Below are 21,158 nucleotides of genomic sequence, written 5' to 3'. Positions count from 1 at the left end.
CTACGGTTTCAGGAGGTGAGGCGCTTGTACGATGGTGGCATGCAGGCCCTTCTCACCGGGTTCGCTCTCGAAGAGCACTTCCAGGCCATCTTGCACCTCGTCGAAGGAGAGGCCTTTCAGCGCATTCTTGTGGAAATAGACTTCCCCGCCTCCGTCTTTCAGGATGAAGCCGTACCCCTGGTTCGGGAAGACTTTGCTCACCACGCCACGGAGTTGCGGCAGCGGTTCGATCCGCGCAACTTTGTCAGCGCGTTTTTCACGATATTTCCGCAGCTCGATGGCTACCGCATCGAAGGCGGCCCGGATCGCCTCTTCGAAGGTCTTGTCTTCCTTGCGGGAGGTGAGGGTCTGCCGGGTCGGCACCGTGACGAGCACGAGCGCCTCGGCGACATTGTCCAGCTTCTTGTGATGGCGGTTTTTCGTCAGCGTGACGCGCCCGTGGATGATATCGTCATGGCCACGTTGCAGGGCGGCCATTCGCTCTTCGATTTCGGTTTTCCACCGCGGGGTCATGGCGATGTTGCGGGCCTCGACTTCTAGGTTCATGCGTTCCTCCTCTCGTCTCAGATCAGGGTACTCTCCACGCCCTGTCTCAGCAAAGCACATGCCTTCCCCATGGCAGGCTGCCGGTAGGCGCATGCCGATGAATCGGCTGAAAGTGAGGCATTTGCCGAGCATCTGGAACTCGGCCGGACTCAACAGGGGCCGAGACTGGCGCAAAATTCCTCAGTGGCTATGGCCTGGCTGAAGCTCAATGCGCCAGTGCATGGGGAAATCACTCGTCTAAGCGGGCGTTTTCTGGAACATGTTTTGCGTGGAGCCAGGGCATGCCGGTGTTAAGAAAGTCTGCCCTGGAGGCCTATCTCAAAACTCGGTTCGGTCCGAGTGCCGAATTGCTTGCCTATGGACCGATCGGAAAAGAAACGAGTGGGGCGCGCCATAAGCAGTATGGCTATGGCGCGCCGGTCCGGTTGACGTTCTGCCAGGGGGACCAGACCCGCCGGGTGGTGCTGGGCACGATGAGTCCCGGTCCGTTCGGTCATGAGCATCCGGCCGACCGGGCGCAGGCCATGCTGTGGGACTATGACTGCTACGGTCGCCTCCCCAGGCACATCGCCGCCTTGGATGTGGGCGCGTTTACGGAAGACGGCGAGTTGATGTCCGTGGCCAAGGCCAAAGAGTTTTTCTTGCTGACCCAATGGTCGGATGGTGAGACCTATCACAAGGATCTGGAACGGCTTGCGGGAGCGAAGAGGCCCACCGCCCTCGACCGGAAACGGACGGAGGCCCTGGCCGGGTACTTGGCGACGATTCACCGCAAGAAACACAAGGACCCGCAGTTGTACCGGCGGCGACTGCGGGAGTTGCTGGGCCACGGCGAATGCATCATGGGGCTGACGGACAGTTACCCGGATCGGTTTGCGTTTATCACAGAGGAGTTGCTGCAGCGGATAGAAGTGGCCTGCAATGTCTGGCGGTGGCGGCTGCGTGGCAAGCATGCCAGGCTGTCACAGGTGCACGGCGATTTTCATCCTTGGAATGTGTTGTTTCGCCGTGGCGCCGACTTTTCAGTGCTGGACCGTTCGCGCGGGGAATGGGGCGAACCGGCCGACGACGTCACGTCGATGTCGATCAATTATCTGTTTTTTTCGCTTTGCCGGCATGGCTCGCTGAAGGGAGCGCTGGAAGTCGTCTTCCGTTCCTTCTGGGATCGTTATCTTATGGAGAGTCGCGACCAGGGCGTCCTGGAGACGACGGCCCCATTCTTCGCGTTTCGAGGGCTGGTGTTGGCCAGCCCACTCTGGTACCCGAAACTCACCGTGACCGTGCGGCGGAAGATTTTCCGGTTCATCGAGAATGTGTTGGCGACATCGCGCTTCGACCCGGCGGATATCAATCGTTATTGCGAATGAGTGCTGTGATGACCCGCGCCCCCTTCGCCATCTGGCTTACAGGGCTCCCGGCCTCGGGGAAAAGCTCGATCGTCGAGCGGCTGCTCCCCAAACTTTCGGCCCTGGGCATGACCGTGGAGGTGCTGGAGTCCGATGCCCTCCGTCGGGTGTTGACGCCGGAGGCCAGCTACTCGCGCGAGGAGCGGGATCTGTTTTATCGGGCCTTGGGGTTTATGGGGGCCAGACTTCTGGCCCATGGGGTCAATGTGATCTTCGATGCCACCGCGAGCCGTCGGGCCTATCGGGAATTTGCACGCACGTTGATTCCCGGCTTGTTGGAAGTTTCCATCGAGTGTCCGCTGGAAGTCTGCATGCAGCGCGACAAGAAGGGGACGTACAGGCGAGGGTTGGAAGGCGGGTCGTCCACCGTCCCCGGGCTGCAGGAGACGTATGAACCACCCGCCTCGCCGGCGTTGGCTATCGATACGACGGTCACCTCGTCTGACGTCGCCGCGGATCGGATCGTGGCGCTGATTCGTGCCGCTCGCCCAAGGTGAGGGGTAGGTTCTGTCGCGTCTCTCTTGTTCGGTGCAGCGGCATTCGATAGGATGCGCCTGTCACTGTGACTGCTGCTTCGAAGGTGCCTATGCCCGCCTCACTCGCACACATCCATACCGACACACCGATGGGTGCCAACCTCGTGGCCGGCGGCGCGACCTTTCGCGTGTGGGCTCCGCAGGCGAAGGCCGTCTATGTCGTCGGCGACTTCAATCATCGCGTGCGGAATGACGCGGCGTTGCTCACGCGGGATCAGCTTGGGCATTGGCGGGGTTTTCTTCCCGGCGTGAAGGACCGCCAGCGGTACATGTTCTATGTCATCGGGGAAGGAAGCGAAGGGCTCAAGCGCGACCCGTACGCCCGCGAACTGGAATCACCCTTTCCTGCTGAATGCATCATTCGCCGCACGGACTTTCCTTGGCACGACTGTGGGTATGTTCCGCCGCCGTTTCACGAATTCGTGATCTACCAACTCCATGTCGGCACCTTTTTTACGCCCAACCTGCCACGGAAGGGCGGCACGTTTCTCGACGTGGCGCGCAAGTTGCCCTATCTTGCCGAACTCGGCGTCACAGCCCTGCAATTGATGCCCATTCAGGAATTCCAGACCAGCTTCAGCCTCGGGTACAACGGGACAGATTATTTTTCGCCAGAAATGGATTTCGCCGTAGCCGATGCCGACCTGCCTGCCTATGTGGCGGAGGTGAACAAGCTCCTGGATGCGAAGGGTCTGCGTCGGTACCAGGCGGCGGATGTCCGCGGGGAAATGAATCAGCTCAAGGCTCTGGTCGATCTGGCGCATTGTTATGGCCTGGCCGTCTTGCTCGATGTGGTCTACAACCATGCAGGCGGGGATTTCGGTGACCAGAGCCTGTATTTTTTCGACCGGCAATCCGGTTCCGGCGGGCAGCGGAATTCGTTGTACTTCACCGACCGGGGCCACGCGGGTGGGCTGGTCTTCGATTTTGCCAAGCCGGAGGTGCGGGATTTTCTGATTCAGAATGCCAAGTTTTTCTTGAGTGAATATCGAGTCGACGGATTCCGGTACGATCAGGTCAGCGTGATCGATCATGACGGCGCACCGGACGGCTGGCGATTTTGCCAGGACCTTACCGATACGGTGCATGCGCAGCGGCCGGAGACGTTGCACCATGCCGAGTATTGGGATGTGAACCCCTTCATCGTCACTCCGCCTCCGGTCGGCGCCGGGTTTGACACCACGCTGACAGATGGATTGCGGATCGCCATTCGCGATGTCATTGCGAATGCCAGCGCGCCGGATGAACGGCCGCTCGACATGACCGGGTTGGCGCGCAGCCTCTGGCCGGAGGGGTTCCCTCGGCAGTGGCGGTTTGTGCAGGGGCCGGAGAACCACGATCTGGTCTACAAGGGGAGGGAGTTACGCATCGCCCGGCTCGGCGATCCGGACCATCCGCGGTCCTGGTTCGCTCGCAGCCGCGCGCGTGTGGCCACCGGCCTGAGTCTGACCGCGCCGGGCATCCCGATGTTGTTCATGGGGCAGGAATTTCTGGAGGACAAGCAGTGGTCCGATGATTTCGTGGCGCACGGCAACCTGCTGCTCCATTGGGCCGGCCTGGATCAGGGGGACAGGCAAATGCTGGATCATCTGCGGTTCACGAGAGAACTGTTGGCGGTTCGGCGACGGTCTCCAGGCTTGCGAGGGGAAGGGTTTCGTGTGGTGCATGTGCACGATCAGAACCGTGTCCTCGCGTTTCACCGCTGGGTCGTTGGGGAAGGCCTTGACGTGCTGGTGGTCCTGCACCTTGCCAATTTTACTCGTGTCGGCTATCGGGTCGGCTTTCCCGGTGCGGGCGACTGGCGTGAAACATTCAACAGCGATGCCTATGAGAACTGGGTCAATGCCGGTATCGAGGGGAACAGTGGGCGTGTCACGGCCACAGCGAACCCCATGCATGGTTTCGACTATTCCGCCGCCCTCGTGCTGCCTGCCAACAGTCTCCTCGTCTTCTCCCGGTAGCGTGTTCGATTTAGTTGCACGCCAGACACCGTCAGCCGTCACGACCGACTTCCGCGACGAGTTTCCACGCCTGTCATTGCTCCAAGACTTCTTCGTAACAGGGCCGGCCTCAGGTTGCGGCGGAGACGCCCGCTGGAGAATGGCACCAACGGCGACAGACTGACGAAGGCTCCGGCCGTAGAGTGGTGCTGAGCGCGGCGTGACTGGTTCTCCGGCCGCGCAGGACTGTTCGAAAGGAGGTCACGATGAACAGAGGTATTCCGGCGGCTCTTCTGTGTGCCTGGTGTCTCGTGGCAGTCGGCCCGGTTTGTGCGCAGCAGACTGCCGTGGTGTTTCCGCTCAGCTCGGTTGAGCAGCTGGACGTGCGTAACCAGCTGCTCACCTTCAAGACCCAAGATGGTCAATTGCGCATCTTACGAGTCGCTGAGTCGGTGGGGATGACGCGCGCATCGTTGACGAAGGGAGAACTGGTACGCATTGAGGTCGATCTGGACGAGCAGATTGTGAACATCGTGAAGGTCGATCGGCGATCCGAGCCTGGCCGACAGATGTCACGTCGCAAATGAGCAGCAGTAGAAATATGCGAAGGGGCAGGATCGTCTCACAACCGGCTAGATCCTCCACCAGGAGGCGACCGGGGGATGGGGCCGCGGTCGCAATGGCTGCGGATGAACCCACTGACCTTGCGAGCGGAGTCCCGCGCGACGGCAATAATCGGCCGCAAGGTCAGCCTCCTCCAGGCCTTGATTGACCATGAAAAAAGTGCCGCTCCCTGCAAGATTGCGCGCAATGCGGAGAAAGAATCGTTCCGGCGAAAAGAGTGTCAACGGCAGTCTCCAGGCCAGGACCGGCGCTGGTGTGACAAACGGAAACCATGCCGTAATCACATCGGCCTGTTCCTCCAGCATGCTGTAGTCCGCGACGACAAATGAGGTCTGCGGAAGGTCGGTGATGTATCCGGCTGCGGCGTCATAACGACTGTAACCGGTGGGGTAGAGCCGAAATCCTTCCACATCCACACCCGTCAATATGGCCGGGCGAAAAAACTTGTGGAGCGTGAGCGCGTACCAGAAATTTGCGCAGCCCACATCCGTCACACGGCCACCTTCGGGTATCGGGCGAGCTGTGGCGTTCCAGGCCTGGTCCAGCACATCGAGATAGGCATAGTTGGCCAGCGCGGTATGATGGCCATAGCGGGATTCGAAGCCCGCGTCATACCGCGCCCGCAATGCCTCGATTCGAGTGGTTTGCCACGGAGCGAGATCAGAGAAGTGGCCGACCGGCGTTTCATGATAGGGCCGTCTCGACCAGCGCACCCGCTCGGAGAGGCGTAACCACAGGCCATGATAAAGCGAGCGGCAGCGCTGCACGAGAGAATAACGGAGAGATGCCGGCTGCAAATCGGCTGACGAAGCCGTGAGTTCAGATGCTGATCGGGATGTCGCGGGAGATGTTGTTCCCATAGGGCATCAGTCTCGCTCAGTCGCCCACCTCCGCCAATGAAAAACACAAAGGGCAGCGGGGTGTCACGAGTTCAACAGGAGAGTCGGAGGCCTGGTGATTCTTCTGCTCGCGGAACGCGCGCCCTCAGAAGGACCAGAATTTCCGTCGGCTTGCTTACGACGGCACCATGAGCTCCTTCTCCATCTTCCGGTGCGGAATGCCGGCGTCCATAAACGGCTCGCCGGTGACGCGGAATCCGGCTCGTTCATAAAATCCAAGCGCGTGGGTCTGAGCAGACAGGGCCACACGTGGGAGTCCTTGCCTCACCGCCAGATCCAGCAGCGTCTGAAGCAGCGCCCGTCCGACCCCTCGCCCGCGCCAGTCCTTGAGGACCGCCATGCGGCCGATCGTGCCGCTCGGTTGCATGCGCGCCGTGCCGATCGCTTCTCCATGGTCGTTCCACGCCAGCACGTGGGCGCAGGATGAGTCGAGCCCGTCCCACTCCAGTTCTACCGGCACGCCCTGTTCGTGGATGAACACCGTTTCACGGATTGCGCGGATGTCTGCTTCAGCGCTGTGCCATTCGACAAGGTCGACTCGCCTCTGCGCGCCCTGCTCCGTCATGATCCTCCGGCTTTGTTAATCGGCCCGATTTCGTTGCCGACTCCCTCTGTACGGCGCACCAAATGTAAATCTCTTTTGGCGGAGCGGCAACCACATGGTACCGTTCATCGTGCGCGTCTGTCTCTGGTGCGAGGCGGGCGATGAGCCGAGTGGCTCCGGTGTAGCGATGGGAGGTCCTGCGTGAACACTCAACGTCGAAGCTATGATGTCGTGGCCGGCCGGAGGATCAGGGCCGGAATGTGGAATTCCTGGTGCCGGGTCGGGAGAAAGACGGAGGCTCCGAGCCCTTTCAGTTGGGCATTTCTCCGATCGGTCTGGTCTCTGCTTTGGCAGGTGGCCTGGCGAAGGGCTGGTCGAAACAGCGCCCGACGATTTGCCTGGAAACCTGAGTCGCTCGGCTGTGCTGCCCCACGCTCGACCGCTGTGTACGGGCGCCTCCGCTGAATCCTCGTCCCATTCGGTCGACATCAGCCCCTCTCGGGCGACTTGCCCTTCTCTTCCCTTCTGCGTTCCTCCTTCTTCTCGTCAAAAGAACCTATTGACCCGACGATCCGTTGCGGCGAAGATGCGTCAGGCTGGCACATCGCTTGCTCAACAAATAATAAAGAGACGGCAGACCGAATCAGAAGAGGCGACCTATGAAAGTGTTGATTGCAACCGATGGATCGAAGTACGGCAAGTGGGCGACGGAATGGGTGGCACGGATGCCCCTGGCGGACAAACCGGAGGTGACTCTCCTGCATGTGACTGACGTGGAGGCGTTGCGCGCGCCCTTCATGTTTCAACCGGTGGTGATCGGGAATGAACCGTTCATTCAAGAGGAAATCAAGCGGATTGAAGCACGAGCGAAGACGACCATGGCCGAGGCCAAAGCGCAAATGGCCGCCCTCAAGCTGAAGGGCAAGCTGGTCTCGGAACGCGGTGCGGCAGGTCCCACCATTCTTGAAGCGGCCCCGAAACGCGACGGACTGTTGGCAATCGGGAGTCGCGGGTTGGACGCGCTCGACCGTCTGATGCTCGGGAGCGTCTCGACGCAGGTGACGTTGCATGCACCCTGCTCGGTGCTGATCGTGAAGGAAGAACCGCGCCCGTTGACCCGGATTCTGTTCGCCGCGGACGGATCGAAGGCCTCGGAGAAGGCCCTGCGGTTTCTCCTGACCAAGATACAGCCTGAGGCTCGGGAAGGGTTGGAACCGATCGATGTGGTGGTGATGCATGCCATGCCGTTCTTGAAATATCCCGAGGTCAAGGAAGCAGGGGCTCGTCTGGTCGAACAATGTGCGAACAAGCTGATCAAGGCCGGGTATGTGGTGGATGAGGTGGTGCAACTCGGCAAACCGGCGGATGAGATCTTGAAAGTGGCGTCAAAAAAGAAGGTCGACTTGATTGTGACCGGCGCCAAAGGTATGGGCGCCGTGGCTCGGTTTCTGCTCGGGAGTGTTTCAACCAAGGTGGTTCAACACAGCCACTGCTCGGTGCTGGTGGTCCGCTAACCCGCATGATTCATGACGATTCGTCGCGAAAGCGTCGGGCCGCGTCGCGAGACCGGCGCGAGGAGCCGGGAGGGCTCGAAGCGTACTCGTGCAGTACGTTGAGGGTCCGAGGGGCGAGCCCGCTGGCCGAAGGCTCGTCGCAGCAGCGGCTCGGCGCGTGCAGCAGAAGCGCTCATGAATCATGTGGGTGAAGGGCGGACAATCCCGCGCCGTATCCTCGGTGGGGGAATCCTCGGCTGTGGCATTTCACCCCGTTTCTCTCTTCAGTAGCGTAGCAAAACGCTGCGATGGCCTTGTCGTTCCTGTCGAAATCTCGATTCCCCCCGCGGCATGTTCCCTGCTGGTTATCAGAGCAGCAGGGGTACGTCAAGCAGATCATCGACGCATGGCCTCTCGAATGACGAACTCAGGGCGCGCATGTTTGCCGCAGCACCGGCGAGGTGGTGTCCTGTGCCGACTGGTCGGGTCGTGCCTGCTGCTCGCCGCTCTCCTGACGGCAGGGGCCGGTTGCGACCGTGATCCGGTGGCGCCTCCGCCGCCTGACAAGCCGGCGGATCGGGCGGCCAATGGAGTGGTGCATCTGACGGAGGCGGAAGTCGTCCGGGCTGGCATCGAGGTCGTGACGGTGAAGAAGGAACCGTTTACCCTTCACCGTGAATTTCCGGCGACCATCCATGCCAACGAAAACGAACTGGCGGAAGTCACGACGTTGATCCGGGGGCGGGTGGTCGAGGTGTTGGTCGATGTGGGGAAAGATGTCAAAAAGGGCGAACGGCTGGCCCTGCTCGACAGTGCGGACCTGGGCATGGCGGAGGGACTTTATCTCAAGACCGCAGCGCGCCAGCACGAAGCGCAGTTGGCCTATGAGCGGGCGGCCAATCTCCATGAGCATCGAGCGATCAGTCTGGCCGAGCTGCAACGCCGGGAGGCGGAGATGAAGACCGCGCAGGCGGACGCGCGCGAGGCCTTGCATCGATTGAAGCTGCTGGGCGTGCCGGACCAGGAAATTCAGCGGCTCGAACGGGACCGGACGATTCGGTCCGACGTTGCGATCCGGGCGCCCTTCGCGGGGCGCGTGATTCTGCGTAACATCACGCGGGGTGAAGTGGTAGAAACCTCGCGGCACTGCTTTACCATCGCCGACCTCTCCGACGTCTGGGTGGTAGCCAGCGTCCCGGAGAAAGACGTGCGCTTCATTCATCCGAATGAGACGGTGCATGTCGTGGTGGCGGCCTATCCCCACGGGTTGTTTTCCGGGCGCATGACCTACATCAGCGACGTGCTGGATCAGGCGACCAGGACCATGCGGATTCGTGTCACCGTCCCCAACCCGGAGCGGGTGTTGAAACCGGAGATGTTTGCCATGGTGCGGGTCGATGCCTCGCCGCAACCGGACGTGTTGGCCGTGCCCCTGGCCGCTGTGCAACAGGAGGGAGGGGGCAAGGTGTTGTTCGTGCGGCAGCCAGGACAGCGCTTTGAGCTCAGGCGGGTGCGTCTGGGCGAGGAGCAGGATGGGAAGGTGATCGTCCTGGAAGGCCTGCGCGACGGGGAGGACGTGGTCGTCAAGGGGGCCTTCGCGATCAAGTCCGAACTCGACATCCACAAGATCGAGCCCACTCAATGATCGCGTCATTGCTGGAATTCTCCCTGCGCCAACGGATTCTGATCCTCGGCCTGGCCTGCTTGTGCGCAGTGGCCGGTCTGTTCGCCTTTCAGTCGATTCCGATCGATGCCTATCCCGACGTGACCAATGTGCAGGTGCAGGTGTTAACGGAAGCTCCAGGCTTGTCTCCGGTCGAAGTGGAACGGTTCATTACCTACCCGATCGAATTGCAGATGAGCGGGTTGCCCGGTTTGAAAGAAATCCGCTCGATCTCCAAGTTCGCACTGTCCCAGCTGACGGTGGTGTTCGCGGACGACGTGGATGTGTACTTCGCTCGCCAGCTGGTGTTGGAACGGATCATGGCCGTCCGGGAGCGGCTTCCCGCAGGACTCGAGCCGGTGCTGGCGCCGGTGACGACCGGGCTCGGGGAGATTTATCAATATTATCTCGACGGTGCTGAACCGGAGGGGGCCGATTCCGCCTCGCGGGTGATGACCTTGACCAACCAGCGAACGGTGCAGGATTGGGTATTGCGCCCGTTACTGAAGACTGTGCCGGGTGTGATCGACGTGAACGGGCTGGGCGGGTTTGTGAAGCAATTTCAGGTGCTGGTCGAGCCCGACAAGTTGAGGAAGTACGGGCTGACTCTGCGGGACATCTTCGAGGCCGTCGAAAAAAACAATGCCAATGCCGGGGGCAATGTCCTGGAACGGCATGCTGAACGAGCCATTGTTCGCGGGTTGGGACTGATCAAGAGTCTGCCGGATATCGAGCGCATCGTCGTCAAGGAAGCCGATGGCGTGCCGGTGTTTGTGCGCGATGTGGCTGAGGTCCAGATCGGTCATGCCGTGCGACATGGGGCCGCCGTCTTGAACGGAGAGCGCGAGGTGGTGGCCGGCACGGTGCTGATGTTGCGAGGTGGAAACGCGCGGGAAGTGGTGCAGGCGGTGAAGCAGCGGGTCGAGGCTGTGCACCGGGATGGGCTGTTGCCGGACGGCCTCAGGATCGTCCCCTTCTACGATCGGATCGAACTCGTCCGTGCGGCGATTCATACCGTGCGCGATGCCTTGATCGAAGGCATCGTTCTGGTCACTCTGGTATTTTTTCTGTTCCTCGGGCATCTCCGGAGCGCGGTCGTGGTGACGGTATCGTTGTTCGTCACGCCGTTGATCACGTTCCTCATCATGCAGCGGGCGGGGCTGTCCGCCAACCTCATGACGTTGGGTGGCTTGGCGATCGGCATCGGCGAAATTGCCGACGGCTCGCTGGTGGTGGTCGAGAATATCTATCGTCACCTGTCTGAAAATCGGCTGCAGCAGCGCGCCCGGTTGGAGGTCATTTTCCGGGCGACCAACGAGGTGGGGCGGCCGATTCTCTTCGGCATCTTGATCATCAGCGTCGTGTTTCTTCCGTTGATGACCCTGCACGGCATGGAAGGGAAGATGTTTGCCCCTCTGGCCTATACGTTGGTGATTTCGCTGTTGGCCTCGGTGATCGTGACGTTGACGTTATCGCCAGTGCTGGCCTCCCTTGTTTTGCGTGGCGATCACCCGGAAGAGACGCGGTTGACCCTGTGGATGAAGGACCGGTATCAGCCGGTGCTGCACTGGACGCTGGACCACCGCGCACCGGTCCTGTTGGGGTCGACCGCCCTGGTGCTGGCAAGTCTGATGCTCCTGCCGTTTGTGGGGCGGGAATTTATTCCGATCCTGGAGGAGGGGGCGTTGACCCCGCAGATTGTGCGGTTGCCGAGTGTCTCGCTGGAGGAGTCGATCGCCATCGAGATGCAAACACAGAAGGTCATGCTGGAATTGCCGGAAGTGCGTATGTCGGTCAGCAAGATCGGGAGACCGGATATCGCCGTAGGCCCGGAGGAACCGAATGAAAGTGATCCGATCGTGACGTTGCGTCCTCGTGACACCTGGACCACCGCGCAGACACAGGCCGGTCTGGTCGAAGCGATCCGGCGGCGCCTGGCGGACATTCCCGGAATCTCGGTGTTGATGAGCCAGCCGATTCAGGAACGCGTCGATGAATTGATTTCCGGTATCAGGACCGAATGCGCGATCAAACTGTTCGGTGATGATCTGGATCTGCTGTATCAGCATGCGGAAGGCATTGCGGACCTCATGCGGACCATCGAAGGGGTGAAGGACGTCAAAGTCGAGCAGGTCGCCGGCCAGCCCTACCTCACCATCGACATCGACCGCCAGAAGATCGCCCGTTACGGCATCAACGTGTCGGATGTACAGGCCATTATCACCACGGCGGTGGGCGGCAAGCCGGCCACGCATGTGTACGAGGGAGAGCGCCGTTTTCAGCTCATTCTTCGCTTTCCGGAATCGTACCGTAACAGCGTCGGGGCGATCGGAAATATCCGGGTGCGGTCGGCTTCGGGCGCACCAATCCCGTTGAGCGAACTGGCGGCGATCGACATGCGGGAAGGGCCGGCGCGCATCAGTCGGGAGCAGGCGAAGCGACGGATCTATATCGGGTTCAACGTCGTGGGGCGGGACATCGGGAGCGTCGTTGATGAAGGGCGGAAGAAACTGGCGGAAGGCATTCGGTTGCCGCAGGGGTATACCGTGACCTGGGGCGGCGCGTTCGAGAATATGGAGCGTGCCAACGCGCGGTTGATGCTGGTCGTGCCGATCACGCTTGGGTTGGTGTTTTTTCTACTGTTCTGGGCGTTTCATTCGCTGCGGTATGCCGCCTTGATCATCCTGAATCTGCCGTTTGCGTTGATCGGAGGTGTCGTCTCGTTGTGGGTGAGCGGGCAGTACTTGAGCGTTCCCGCGTCGATCGGCTTCATCGAACTGTTCGGCCTGGCCGTCGGCAACGGCATCGTCCTCGTGTCGTACATCAATCAGCTGCGGAACGAAGGACAACCGACGGAAGCGGCGATCATGACCGGCTGCGTGTTGCGGCTTCGCCCGGTCGTGATGACCATGATGACGACTCTGCTGGGGCTCCTGCCGCTGGTGTTGGCGCAGGGGATCGGCGCGGAGGTGCAACGGCCGTTGGCCACAGTGGTCGTCGGGGGCCTGTTTACGTCGACGGCCCTTACCCTCCTGGTGTTGCCGGCGTTGTATCGGACGTTCGCTGAGCGGGAGAGTGCAAAAGAGCATGCCCCGGAGTGGGTGTGACGGCGGGTGGCTGGTGCGATGCTGAACGGACGATCTTTCTGGGCCCTTCCCGAAGAGACGCTGCTGCGTGAATTGACGGTCACGCGGGAGGGGCTTTCTGCCGCCGAGGCGGAACGACGACAGGTGCTTGCCCTCCCATCCAGGCTGAAGCCGAGCCGCGACAGTCAGCCGGTCCGCATGCTACTGGCGCAGTTCCGCAGCCCGATCATCCTCATTCTCCTGTTCGCTTCCGGGGTGTCGCTGTTTCTGGCGGAGCGCAGCGATGCGCTGATCATCCTTGGGATTATCCTGGCCAGCGCCCTCTTGAGTTTCTGGCAGGAATATAGCGCCGCGCGCGCCGTGGCAGGGCTGTTGGCTCTTGTTCAAGTCACGGCTCGAGTCCGGCGGGACGGTCTGCTTATCGAAGTTCCGGCGGACACGGTCGTGCCAGGTGATGTCGTGGAATTATCCGCCGGGTCCAGCCTGCCCGGTGATGCGCGATTGTTGGAGGCCAAGGATCTCTTTGTCGATGAGGCGACGTTGACGGGGGAGACCTATCCGGTCGAGAAATCCACGGCGACATTGTCCGGCGACATGCCGCTGCAGAAGCGCACGAATAGCCTCTTTCTTGGCACCCATGTCGTGAGCGGGCAGGCTCGTGCGGTGATCGTGAGGGTGGGCAAGGAGACCGAGTTCGGTCGCATTGCTCACCGGCTGGCCGTTCGGCCGACGGAGACGGAGTTTGAGCGCGGCGTGCGACGGTTCGGGTATCTCCTGTTGGAGGTGACCCTTCTTCTGGTATTCGCCATTTTTGCGGTGAACGTCTACCTTGAGCGTCCGGTCCTGGAATCCTTTTTGTTCTCCATGGCCTTGGCGGTGGGACTGACGCCGCAATTGTTGCCCGCCATCATCAGCGTGAACCTTTCCCATGGCGCGAGACGCATGGCGGAACAACGCGTTGTCGTCAAACGCCTGGCCTCGATCGAGAATTTCGGCAGTATGACCGTGTTGTGTTCCGACAAGACCGGCACGTTGACCGAGGGGTCGATGCGGCTGCATGCGGCCCTCAACGTGGCGGGTGAGTCCAGCGAGCGCGTGCTGTTCCTCGGCTATCTGAACGCGGTGTTCGAAACGGGGTTCCCGAATCCGCTGGATGAGGCGTTGCGTCGAGACCGGGTCTTCGAGCTCGCCGGTCACCACAAACTGGACGAAGAGCCGTACGATTTCGTGCGCAAGCGGCTCTCGATCCTGGTGGCCGCTCCGCAGACACACGTGTTGATCACCAAAGGCGCGGTCGAGAGCATGCTGACGATCTGTCTTCAGGCGGAGCAGGGCGATGGCGCGCTTGTGCCGATCGAGCAGGTTCGCCGATCGGTGAGGGAGCAGGTTCGCCTGTTGAGCGGGCAGGGGTTTCGCACGATCGGCCTGGCCTGCCGGGATATGGGAGGACTCGATCGTGTCTCGAAGGAGCACGAAGCCGGCATGACGTTCCTCGGGCTCTTGGTGTTTGCCGACCCGCTCAAGCCCGGCATTGCCGAGACGGTGAGCACACTCAGGCGACTCGGCGTGGCGCTGAAGATCGTGACGGGGGATCAGGCGCCGGCGGCGGCTCATGTGGGGCGTGAGGTCGGCCTGGCGGCTCCGCGTCTCCTGACCGGAAATGATTTGCGCGGGATGAGCGAGGATGCGCTGCGCGCAAGTGCCTCTGATGTCGATATCTTCGCCGAAATCGAGCCGAATCAAAAAGAACGGATCATTCGCGCGTTACGCGGATCGGGTCATGTGGTCGGGTATCTGGGGGACGGCATCAACGACGCCCCGGCACTGCACGCCGCCGATGTCGGTATTTCCGTCGATCAGGCGGTGGATGTCGCCAAAGAGGCCGCGGACCTCGTCCTGTTGGAACAGGATTTGAGCGTGTTGGTGGAAGGCGTACGCGAGGGGCGCAAGACCTTCGCGAATACGCTGAAGTATGTATTCATGGCCACGAGCGCGAATTTCGGGAACATGTTCAGCATGGCCGGTGCCTCGCTGTTTCTTCCGTTTCTCCCCCTGTTGCCGAAGCAGATTCTGCTGACGAATGTCCTGACCGATATTCCGGAAATGACCATTGCGACCGACCATGTCGATCCCGAGCTGATCGATCGGCCGAGGCGTTGGGACATTCCGTTCATTCGCCGTTTCATGCTGACCTTTGGATTCGTGAGCTCGTTCTTCGACTACCTCACCTTCGCCGTCTTGCTGCTGGTCCTGCAGTCGACGACTGGTCAGTTCAGGACCGGCTGGTTTGTCGAGTCGGTGCTCTCTGCCTCGGTCATCGTGCTGGTGATTCGTACGAGGCGACCCTGTGTGACCAGTCGCCCGTCCAGGGGGTTGTGGCTCTCGACCCTGTTGGTGGGATTGGCGACCATGCTGCTGCCGGTTACGCCGGTCGGTGCGATGTTGGGGTTTGAGCCCTTGCCGCCCCTGTTTTGGGCAGCACTGATCGGCATTCTCGTCGCGTACGTCGGCGCGGCAGAGTTGGCCAAACTCCTGTTCTACCGGAAGCCGAAGAACGGTGGCTAAGGGATGCGGGGCGGCCTTCACGGATTCCTACATATCGTCCCCTGCAATCGATCATCTCCTTGACTGTATGCGGTGATGTAGTACAACCAAAGACATACGCTCGTCTGGTTTGCTCCATCCTTCGCTTCACACGAGGACGCTCATGACCGGCTCTCCGCAATCGTCCAATGGTCGTTCCTATGATCCGCAAGTCCTGCTGAACTCGCAGCCGGTGGTGGTGACGGTCATCGATCCTGCCGGCCATGCCGTGCAGTTTCAAAATCAGACCAGCCTGGGCACCTTCGGCGACATGGCGGGCGCACGCTGTCATGAAAAAATCGCGGGGAAGCCCTCACCTTGTGACTTTTGTCGCATGCCCGATGCCCTGATCAGAGACGGCGTGGTCTCGGAGCAGGTAGACATGCCGGACGGCCGACGACTCTTGTTCCATTGGGCCAAGGCACCGACCGTCGACGGGCGGGTGCATGTCATCGAAACGATTGTGGATCTGACTCAGCGAAAGCAGGACGAGCAGAGCGCGCGGCAGTCGCAAAAAATGGAAGCCCTGGGCCGGCTGGCCGCCGGCATTGCGCATGACTTCAATAACCTGCTGATGGTCGTGATCGGACACGCGCAGCGGGTGGCTCAGCAGTTAGGCTCTCACCCCTGTCATCATGAAATCGAAGTCATCGGGCAGGCGGGTACGCGTGCCGCGGCGTTGACCAAGAAACTGTTGACCTTCAGTCGCCGTCAGGTCCTAGAGCAGCGGGATGTGCCGCTCAACACCCTGATCCGTGACATGGAAGATATTTTGCGCCGCTTGATCGGGGAGCAGATCCAGACCGTCATCGTGCTCGATCCCCAGGCTGGGCATGTGTTGGGGGATCCGGTGCAGATCGAACAGGTGTTGCTCAATCTGGCGCTGAATGCCCGCGATGCCATGGCAGAAGGAGGGATCCTGACGATCGAAACGGGCAACGCCGATCTGGATGACGCCTATGTCCGTGCGCACCCGGGGGCGATTCCCGGTCCGTACGTCAAATTGGTGGTCGAGGATACCGGATCGGGCATCGATGGAGAAACCCTCGCTCATATTTTTGAACCATTCTTCAGCACCAAGGCCTCCGATAAGGGGACGGGCCTGGGGTTGGCGACGGTCTATGGCATTGTGAAAGAGAGTCGCGGCTACATCGATGTGACCAGTCAACTGGGTAAGGGCTCTCGCTTCACGGTCATGCTCCCGCGGGTGCCGTCTCAGGCCGCCGAAGCCGAACAGGTTGCTGCCCCACGGCCCAAGCCGGAAACTTCCGCGACGATTCTCCTGGTGGAAGACGACGAGGGGATTCGTCGTCTCGTGTCGGCGGTGCTTCGCGACCGGGGGTATGAGGTGCTGGCGGCGGCAGACGGGGTGGAGGCGTTGCAGATGTTGCAGTTGCGCAAGGGCGGCTGCGACCTGCTGATTACGGACGTCATTCTGCCCAGGATGAAGGCCGCGGTGTTGGCCCAGGGGGCACGGACCATGTTTCCGGATATTCGGGTGTTGTACATCTCCGGTTATGCCGGGGATATGTTGGGGGCGCATGGAGTGGACGCCCAGGCCGCCTATCTGCAGAAACCGTTTTTGCCTCAAGCCATCATCGACAAAGTGGCTGAACTGCTCCTGCCAGGACGGCCGCAATAACGTTGACCATCGCAAGACCGCCTGATTGATTCGATCCCCCTCTGTATCCCGGTTCCCGTCAGTTCCCGGCATTCAGTCACGACACTGTCCGTGGGCGTCAAGGTTGCGTGGCCGACCGGCCGAATCGACGTAGAGGAGGCTTGACGCTGGCGTGCGGGAGTCGGCAGACTCCCGGAATCGCGGATCTTGCTCCCATGACCGGAGCGCGTGGTCAGGAGTGACAAGTGCTTGTCTCATGGATCATTCTCGTGCTGAGCGGAGCCGCGATTGTCCTCGCGGGGACGCGACTCTCCCGTTACGGAGATCAGATTGCTGCGCTGACAGGAATCGGGCGTCTGTGGATCGGTGTCGTGTTCATGGCGGCGGCGACGTCGCTGCCCGAGGTGTTCACGACGGTCAGCGCCTGTCTGATCGATGCGCCGGATCTGGCCGCCGGAGACCTCTTCGGTGCGGTGCTGGCCAATATGTTCACTCTCGGCCTCATTGACCTTGTCTATCGTGATAAACGGGTCTGGGAGCAGGCTACATTCGAACATACGCTGGTGGCTGCGCTCGCCATGCTCCTGACCGGCATGGCCGCATTTCTTCTATTGTTTCGGAATGGGACGGGGTCTTCAGTCATTCAAGGGGGGAGCGCCCTGCTCTTCCTGATCTATGTTTTCGGCATGCGGGTCGTGTTTCGGCAGGAAGATGTCAAGCGACGTCAACGGGCGCAGCAACTCCTTGCCCAAGCGGCGGCCGAGGACGACCAGGGGCAAGTCTCGGTCCGGCGAGACGGATTGCGCCGGGCAGCCATCGGATTCCTCGCGGCCACCATGATTCTGGTTCTTGCCGCGCCCCTGCTCGCGAAATCGGCCAAGGAGATCGCGGATCAATCGGGTGTGAGTACGACGTTCCTGGGGACATCGCTCGTGGCCGTGGTCACGACGTTGCCCGAATTGGTCACGTCTCTGGCCGCTGTCCGGCTCGGTGCCTTCGATCTTGCCGTGGGCAATCTCTTCGGCAGCAACGCGTTCAACATGGCTGCCTTCCTGTTTGCCGATCTGGCCTACCACGAGGGGCCGCTGTTCGGCGCGATCGCCTCCACGCATGCGCTGACCGCCCTGTGGGGCATTGTGATGATGAATATCGGGCTGATGGGAATCGTGTATCGGGTTGAGAAGCGGTATTGGCTTATCGAACCAGACAGCCTCGTGATGATCCTTGGATATCTGCTCGGCCTCTTGTTGTTGTTTTGATGATGTGGGCTTTGTCGCAAGAATGTGTGGAGGCGTCTCATTTCGCAGATGATGAGGTCCAGGACACGCCGGGAAGAGAGATGACTCGCTCGGATTCGTGTGCGGTTTGGGCCTCGAGCAGCAGTTCGTGGACGGCTTTCACCCGCGCCCGTGTTTCCGTTGACAGCGAGAGGAATTCCACGCCGAAGGCGTCCTTGCCGACCCAGGTCACGACGGAGGGTTTGATTTCGATGGGGTCGATGCGGTCCGGAAGTGAGATCCGCAGCGTCAAGCGCATCCCGCAATTCACCTTGACATCGGCTTGCTGGATTCGGCAGCCTCCGGGAGAAAAGTCCCGCACGACGCCCTGACTGACTCCTCGTGGGCCCTGCAGCTCGATCAGTCGATTCATCTCCACCCTGGTGCTCTTACGCTTGGCCATTGCGTATCCTTCCTTGCTCTGCTGCGTCGGTATGCTGGCAATCTTGCTCAGATGGCCGGTTGCATGAGGGATTCTGCCAACCGTCGAAAGGCCGGATCCAACATGAACCGGCCGAATGAGCCGTCTTGGCGGGGATCCGGCATCTGTTTGTCGCCCTGCCGATTCCGGTGGTGAAAGAATGCGCTATCCAGGGCTTGCAGCATCCTGTCCCGGTCGTTCATTCCCGCGTAAGTGCGTGCGAGTTCGTAGTGCCACATCGGATTCGCCGGATCCTTCGAGAGGCCATAGTCGAACGTCGCTTTCGCCCGCCCGAAGCGTCCGGTCCGGCCGTAGGCCGTGCCGAGGTTGTGGATCAGGAGCTGCCAGAGTGTCTGTTCCAACGTCGGGTTGGCCTGTTCGAGGACGAGCGCCTGTTCATAGTGTGGGATGGCGAGGGCGAATTTCCCCAGCAGATAGGGGGCACTTCCTGCGCGGAAGTGATCGAGACTGCTGGGCGCGGACGCCGCGACGATGGTAAGGCTATCCAGCAGGGTGCGCAGGGACGCGGGATCGCTGCCCTTCCCGAGCGGTTGAGAGAGATGAATATCGGCATACACGTCGTCCTTGCCGGTGCAGGCCAGGAGATGGAATTGTTCAGCTGGAGCCTTGCCTGTCGCGGGTAGGACGTATTCGAGCAGGGTGAGGTTCCGCCTGTTATCTCGAAGAGGGCCCTGGTCCGTCGCCGGTATGGTTGCCCGGGCGACATGCTCCAAATGGAGAAGGCAACCCTGCTCGGTGGCTGGTCCGGGAACCGCTTGGAGTGTCACGGAGAGTTGTATGGAACGGGCGTCGTCGGTTGCGAACAGATATCGACGGCCGTCCGGTTTCACTCCGTCCACGTGCACGCGGAATCCGGTGACATCCAGGCGCACCGCCCAGGGTTTATCGATAAGGGCGAGCGTCACCAGGTGTGGCGCGTCGCCCGCACCGGCGGGGTCGATCGCCAGGAGCGTCAGAATGAATGCGATGACGACACAGGGTGTCGCTGACAGCGGCATGCGAGTTCCCGGCCCTTGGTTCACCGCAGGGCGAAGATGCTGTGGCCACCGTAGTCTATCGTTCTCACCGCAGCGGCCAAAGAAAAAGTACAAAAGCTGCCTGAGTTGCGCGCGCAGATGTGAGGCAGGACCGGCCGTGAGCCGAACGTGGCCTGTGGCATCTTGCGCCAGTCAGCCGTTACGCCTGTGGTCTTTGGCTGCGATGACTCGTTGCGGCACCGAGGCCGGCGGCCTTGAACGTCGGTATCGGCGTTGCATAGTCGTCCGTAAGGATGTATGTGTGTCGCGGAGAACAGTGGGCAGATCCTGAGCGGAGAGGAGTCACGATGCGAGAACCATGCAGAGCGAAGGTCACGTCCGGTGGAAGCGTCGCCTGCTTGACTGGACAGATGCTCAAGCTGTTGGCGGTGCTGCTGTTGTGGCAGGGGGAAGGATTCGCTCATGCGGTCGTGCGGGTGCTTCCGGACATGGTGTTGACGCGCGAGAGCAAGACGATCAGCGGCGCCAAGGCGGTACAGAATGATCCCACGGTGAAGGAGGTCCTGACGGCATTCACTCGTGCTGAGCAGGCATTAGAAAAACAGGATCGCGCCGCCCTCATGCAGTTTTATGCCTCGGAGTACAACTATCACGGCCTCCATGTCGCGGATGTCGAGCGTATTTGGAGCGAAGTCTTCGAGCACTATCGCGCCTTGTCGTCGACGCATCTCTTTTCGGAGATGAAGGTGCTGCAGGGCGAGGAGGGGCTTCGCGTGGAGTTGACCTGTACCGGAGGCCTCTATGGGACGGAGGTGCAGTCAGGCGCCCGCGTGACACTAGATAGTTGGTTTCAGGAAGTGCACTATCTCGTTCGAGACAAGCAGGGATGGCGGTTTCTCGGGAATCGAGGGAACGCGCCGCGCTCCGCGCCCTTTTCCTCTTCCCCGCACCACCCGCTGTTCTGATGGCCGGCCCGGTGAGGGCGGTCAGGCCGCAGCGGCGGATGCGTCGGTGGTCGCCGTGCTCAACAGTTTCTTGACGCTGGCGTGGGCCAGGACGACGTCTGGAGTCCGCTGGAGAGCCTCGTAATAGCTGCGCTCGAAGCCGTCGCCTTCCTCGGAAGGACGCAGCATGTGACGCGCCTCTACCAGCAGGTCCTGCGCGGTTTCAATGGTGGTCTCGTCCTGGTCTTCGAGGACGACGTCGATGCGGACGACCAGGTGCGACAAGGGGTGGAGCCAGGCGAACCAGGGATCGTTCATCACCAGCTGCAGGAGTTGCCCTGCCGAGGCGATGCGCCCGTAGATGCGTTCATAGGTAACCTGTTCCGAGACGATCAGAGATTTATGGAGGCTGAGCAGGCCGTGGCGGAGGTCCTTGAGGCTGCGGCGAAGATTCTCAGGAATCGGATGCGGAGACGACCAGGAGGAGCGTGTCATAGATCACCAATTCTCACAGATCCACAGCGTCAAGCGACGGCTATTCCCACCACAGGAACGATGCCCTTGCCGGGCCACCCTC

The 21,158-nt window shown here is 61.0% G+C and carries 17 protein-coding genes; 11 read left to right on the top strand and 6 right to left on the bottom strand.

Features of this window, described 5'->3' with window-relative positions; translation table 11 throughout:
* Positions 1 to 546, bottom strand: coding sequence for an HPF/RaiA family ribosome-associated protein (locus tag KJA79_RS13945; protein WP_213042658.1), 546 nt, complete (start codon positions 544 to 546; stop codon positions 1 to 3).
* 281 nt (positions 547 to 827) lie between these two features.
* On the opposite strand from KJA79_RS13945, the gene KJA79_RS13940 reads away from it, so the two are divergent.
* From KJA79_RS13940 to KJA79_RS13925, 4 genes are all read left to right on the top strand, one after another.
* Positions 828 to 1,913: a phosphotransferase gene (locus tag KJA79_RS13940; RefSeq protein ID WP_213042657.1), complete on the top strand. Its 1,086-nt coding sequence runs from the start codon at positions 828 to 830 to the stop codon at positions 1,911 to 1,913.
* An 8-nt stretch (positions 1,914 to 1,921) separates the two neighbouring features.
* The gene (locus tag KJA79_RS13935; RefSeq protein WP_213042656.1) at positions 1,922 to 2,449 is read left to right on the top strand and encodes an adenylyl-sulfate kinase; all 528 of its coding nucleotides are present in this window, start codon (positions 1,922 to 1,924) and stop codon (positions 2,447 to 2,449) included.
* An 89-nt stretch (positions 2,450 to 2,538) separates the two neighbouring features.
* Positions 2,539 to 4,449, top strand: coding sequence for an alpha amylase C-terminal domain-containing protein (locus KJA79_RS13930; protein WP_213042655.1), 1,911 nt, complete (start codon positions 2,539 to 2,541; stop codon positions 4,447 to 4,449).
* Between the two features lie 245 nt (positions 4,450 to 4,694).
* Complete coding sequence (locus KJA79_RS13925; RefSeq protein WP_213042654.1) at positions 4,695 to 5,015, top strand: hypothetical protein; 321 nt, start codon at positions 4,695 to 4,697, stop codon at positions 5,013 to 5,015.
* Between the two features lie 45 nt (positions 5,016 to 5,060).
* On the opposite strand, the gene KJA79_RS13920 is transcribed toward KJA79_RS13925, so the two are convergent.
* Together KJA79_RS13920 and KJA79_RS13915 are read right to left on the bottom strand one after the other, a co-directional pair.
* Positions 5,061 to 5,912: a class I SAM-dependent methyltransferase gene (locus tag KJA79_RS13920; RefSeq protein WP_213042653.1), complete on the bottom strand. Its 852-nt coding sequence runs from the start codon at positions 5,910 to 5,912 to the stop codon at positions 5,061 to 5,063.
* 154 nt (positions 5,913 to 6,066) lie between these two features.
* Positions 6,067 to 6,516 carry a GNAT family N-acetyltransferase gene (locus KJA79_RS13915; protein ID WP_213042652.1) on the bottom strand — a complete coding sequence of 150 codons (450 nt, stop codon included), beginning with the start codon at positions 6,514 to 6,516 and terminating at the stop codon, positions 6,067 to 6,069.
* Between the two features lie 638 nt (positions 6,517 to 7,154).
* Between KJA79_RS13915 and KJA79_RS13910 the strand changes: the two genes are divergently transcribed.
* From KJA79_RS13910 to KJA79_RS13885, 6 genes are all read left to right on the top strand, one after another.
* On the top strand, positions 7,155 to 8,009 hold the full coding sequence (locus KJA79_RS13910; RefSeq protein ID WP_213042651.1) for a universal stress protein: 855 nt from the start codon (positions 7,155 to 7,157) through the stop codon (positions 8,007 to 8,009).
* 397 nt (positions 8,010 to 8,406) lie between these two features.
* On the top strand, positions 8,407 to 9,633 hold the full coding sequence (locus tag KJA79_RS13905) for an efflux RND transporter periplasmic adaptor subunit (RefSeq protein WP_213042650.1): 1,227 nt from the start codon (positions 8,407 to 8,409) through the stop codon (positions 9,631 to 9,633).
* Positions 9,630 to 12,758 carry an efflux RND transporter permease subunit gene (locus KJA79_RS13900; RefSeq protein WP_213042649.1) on the top strand — a complete coding sequence of 1,043 codons (3,129 nt, stop codon included), beginning with the start codon at positions 9,630 to 9,632 and terminating at the stop codon, positions 12,756 to 12,758. The genes KJA79_RS13905 and KJA79_RS13900 overlap by 4 nt, the downstream gene beginning before the upstream one ends.
* A gap of 18 nt (positions 12,759 to 12,776) precedes the next feature.
* Positions 12,777 to 15,302, top strand: a complete 2,526-nt coding sequence (gene mgtA / locus KJA79_RS13895; RefSeq protein ID WP_213042648.1) for a magnesium-translocating P-type ATPase — start codon at positions 12,777 to 12,779, stop codon at positions 15,300 to 15,302.
* 142 nt (positions 15,303 to 15,444) lie between these two features.
* Positions 15,445 to 16,962, top strand: a complete 1,518-nt coding sequence (locus tag KJA79_RS13890; RefSeq protein ID WP_213042647.1) for an ATP-binding protein — start codon at positions 15,445 to 15,447, stop codon at positions 16,960 to 16,962.
* A gap of 224 nt (positions 16,963 to 17,186) precedes the next feature.
* On the top strand, positions 17,187 to 18,200 hold the full coding sequence (locus KJA79_RS13885; RefSeq protein ID WP_213042646.1) for a sodium:calcium antiporter: 1,014 nt from the start codon (positions 17,187 to 17,189) through the stop codon (positions 18,198 to 18,200).
* A gap of 37 nt (positions 18,201 to 18,237) precedes the next feature.
* Here the strand turns inward: KJA79_RS13885 and KJA79_RS13880 are convergent, their stop codons facing one another.
* Together KJA79_RS13880 and KJA79_RS13875 are read right to left on the bottom strand one after the other, a co-directional pair.
* Entirely contained in the window at positions 18,238 to 18,621 is a 384-nt protein-coding gene (locus KJA79_RS13880) for a PilZ domain-containing protein (protein WP_213042645.1), read from the bottom strand.
* A gap of 47 nt (positions 18,622 to 18,668) precedes the next feature.
* Complete coding sequence (locus tag KJA79_RS13875) at positions 18,669 to 19,658, bottom strand: tetratricopeptide repeat protein (protein WP_213042644.1); 990 nt, start codon at positions 19,656 to 19,658, stop codon at positions 18,669 to 18,671.
* A 326-nt stretch (positions 19,659 to 19,984) separates the two neighbouring features.
* Between KJA79_RS13875 and KJA79_RS13870 the strand changes: the two genes are divergently transcribed.
* Complete coding sequence (locus KJA79_RS13870) at positions 19,985 to 20,602, top strand: hypothetical protein (RefSeq protein WP_213042643.1); 618 nt, start codon at positions 19,985 to 19,987, stop codon at positions 20,600 to 20,602.
* A gap of 21 nt (positions 20,603 to 20,623) precedes the next feature.
* On the opposite strand, the gene KJA79_RS13865 is transcribed toward KJA79_RS13870, so the two are convergent.
* Positions 20,624 to 21,076 carry a hypothetical protein gene (locus KJA79_RS13865; RefSeq protein ID WP_213042642.1) on the bottom strand — a complete coding sequence of 151 codons (453 nt, stop codon included), beginning with the start codon at positions 21,074 to 21,076 and terminating at the stop codon, positions 20,624 to 20,626.
* Between the last annotated feature and the right edge of the window lie 82 nt (positions 21,077 to 21,158).

Source organism: Nitrospira defluvii (genome assembly GCF_905220995.1).
Lineage (GTDB): Bacteria > Nitrospirota > Nitrospiria > Nitrospirales > Nitrospiraceae > Nitrospira_A > Nitrospira_A defluvii_C.
This window is presented reverse-complemented; position numbering and strand designations above follow the sequence as displayed.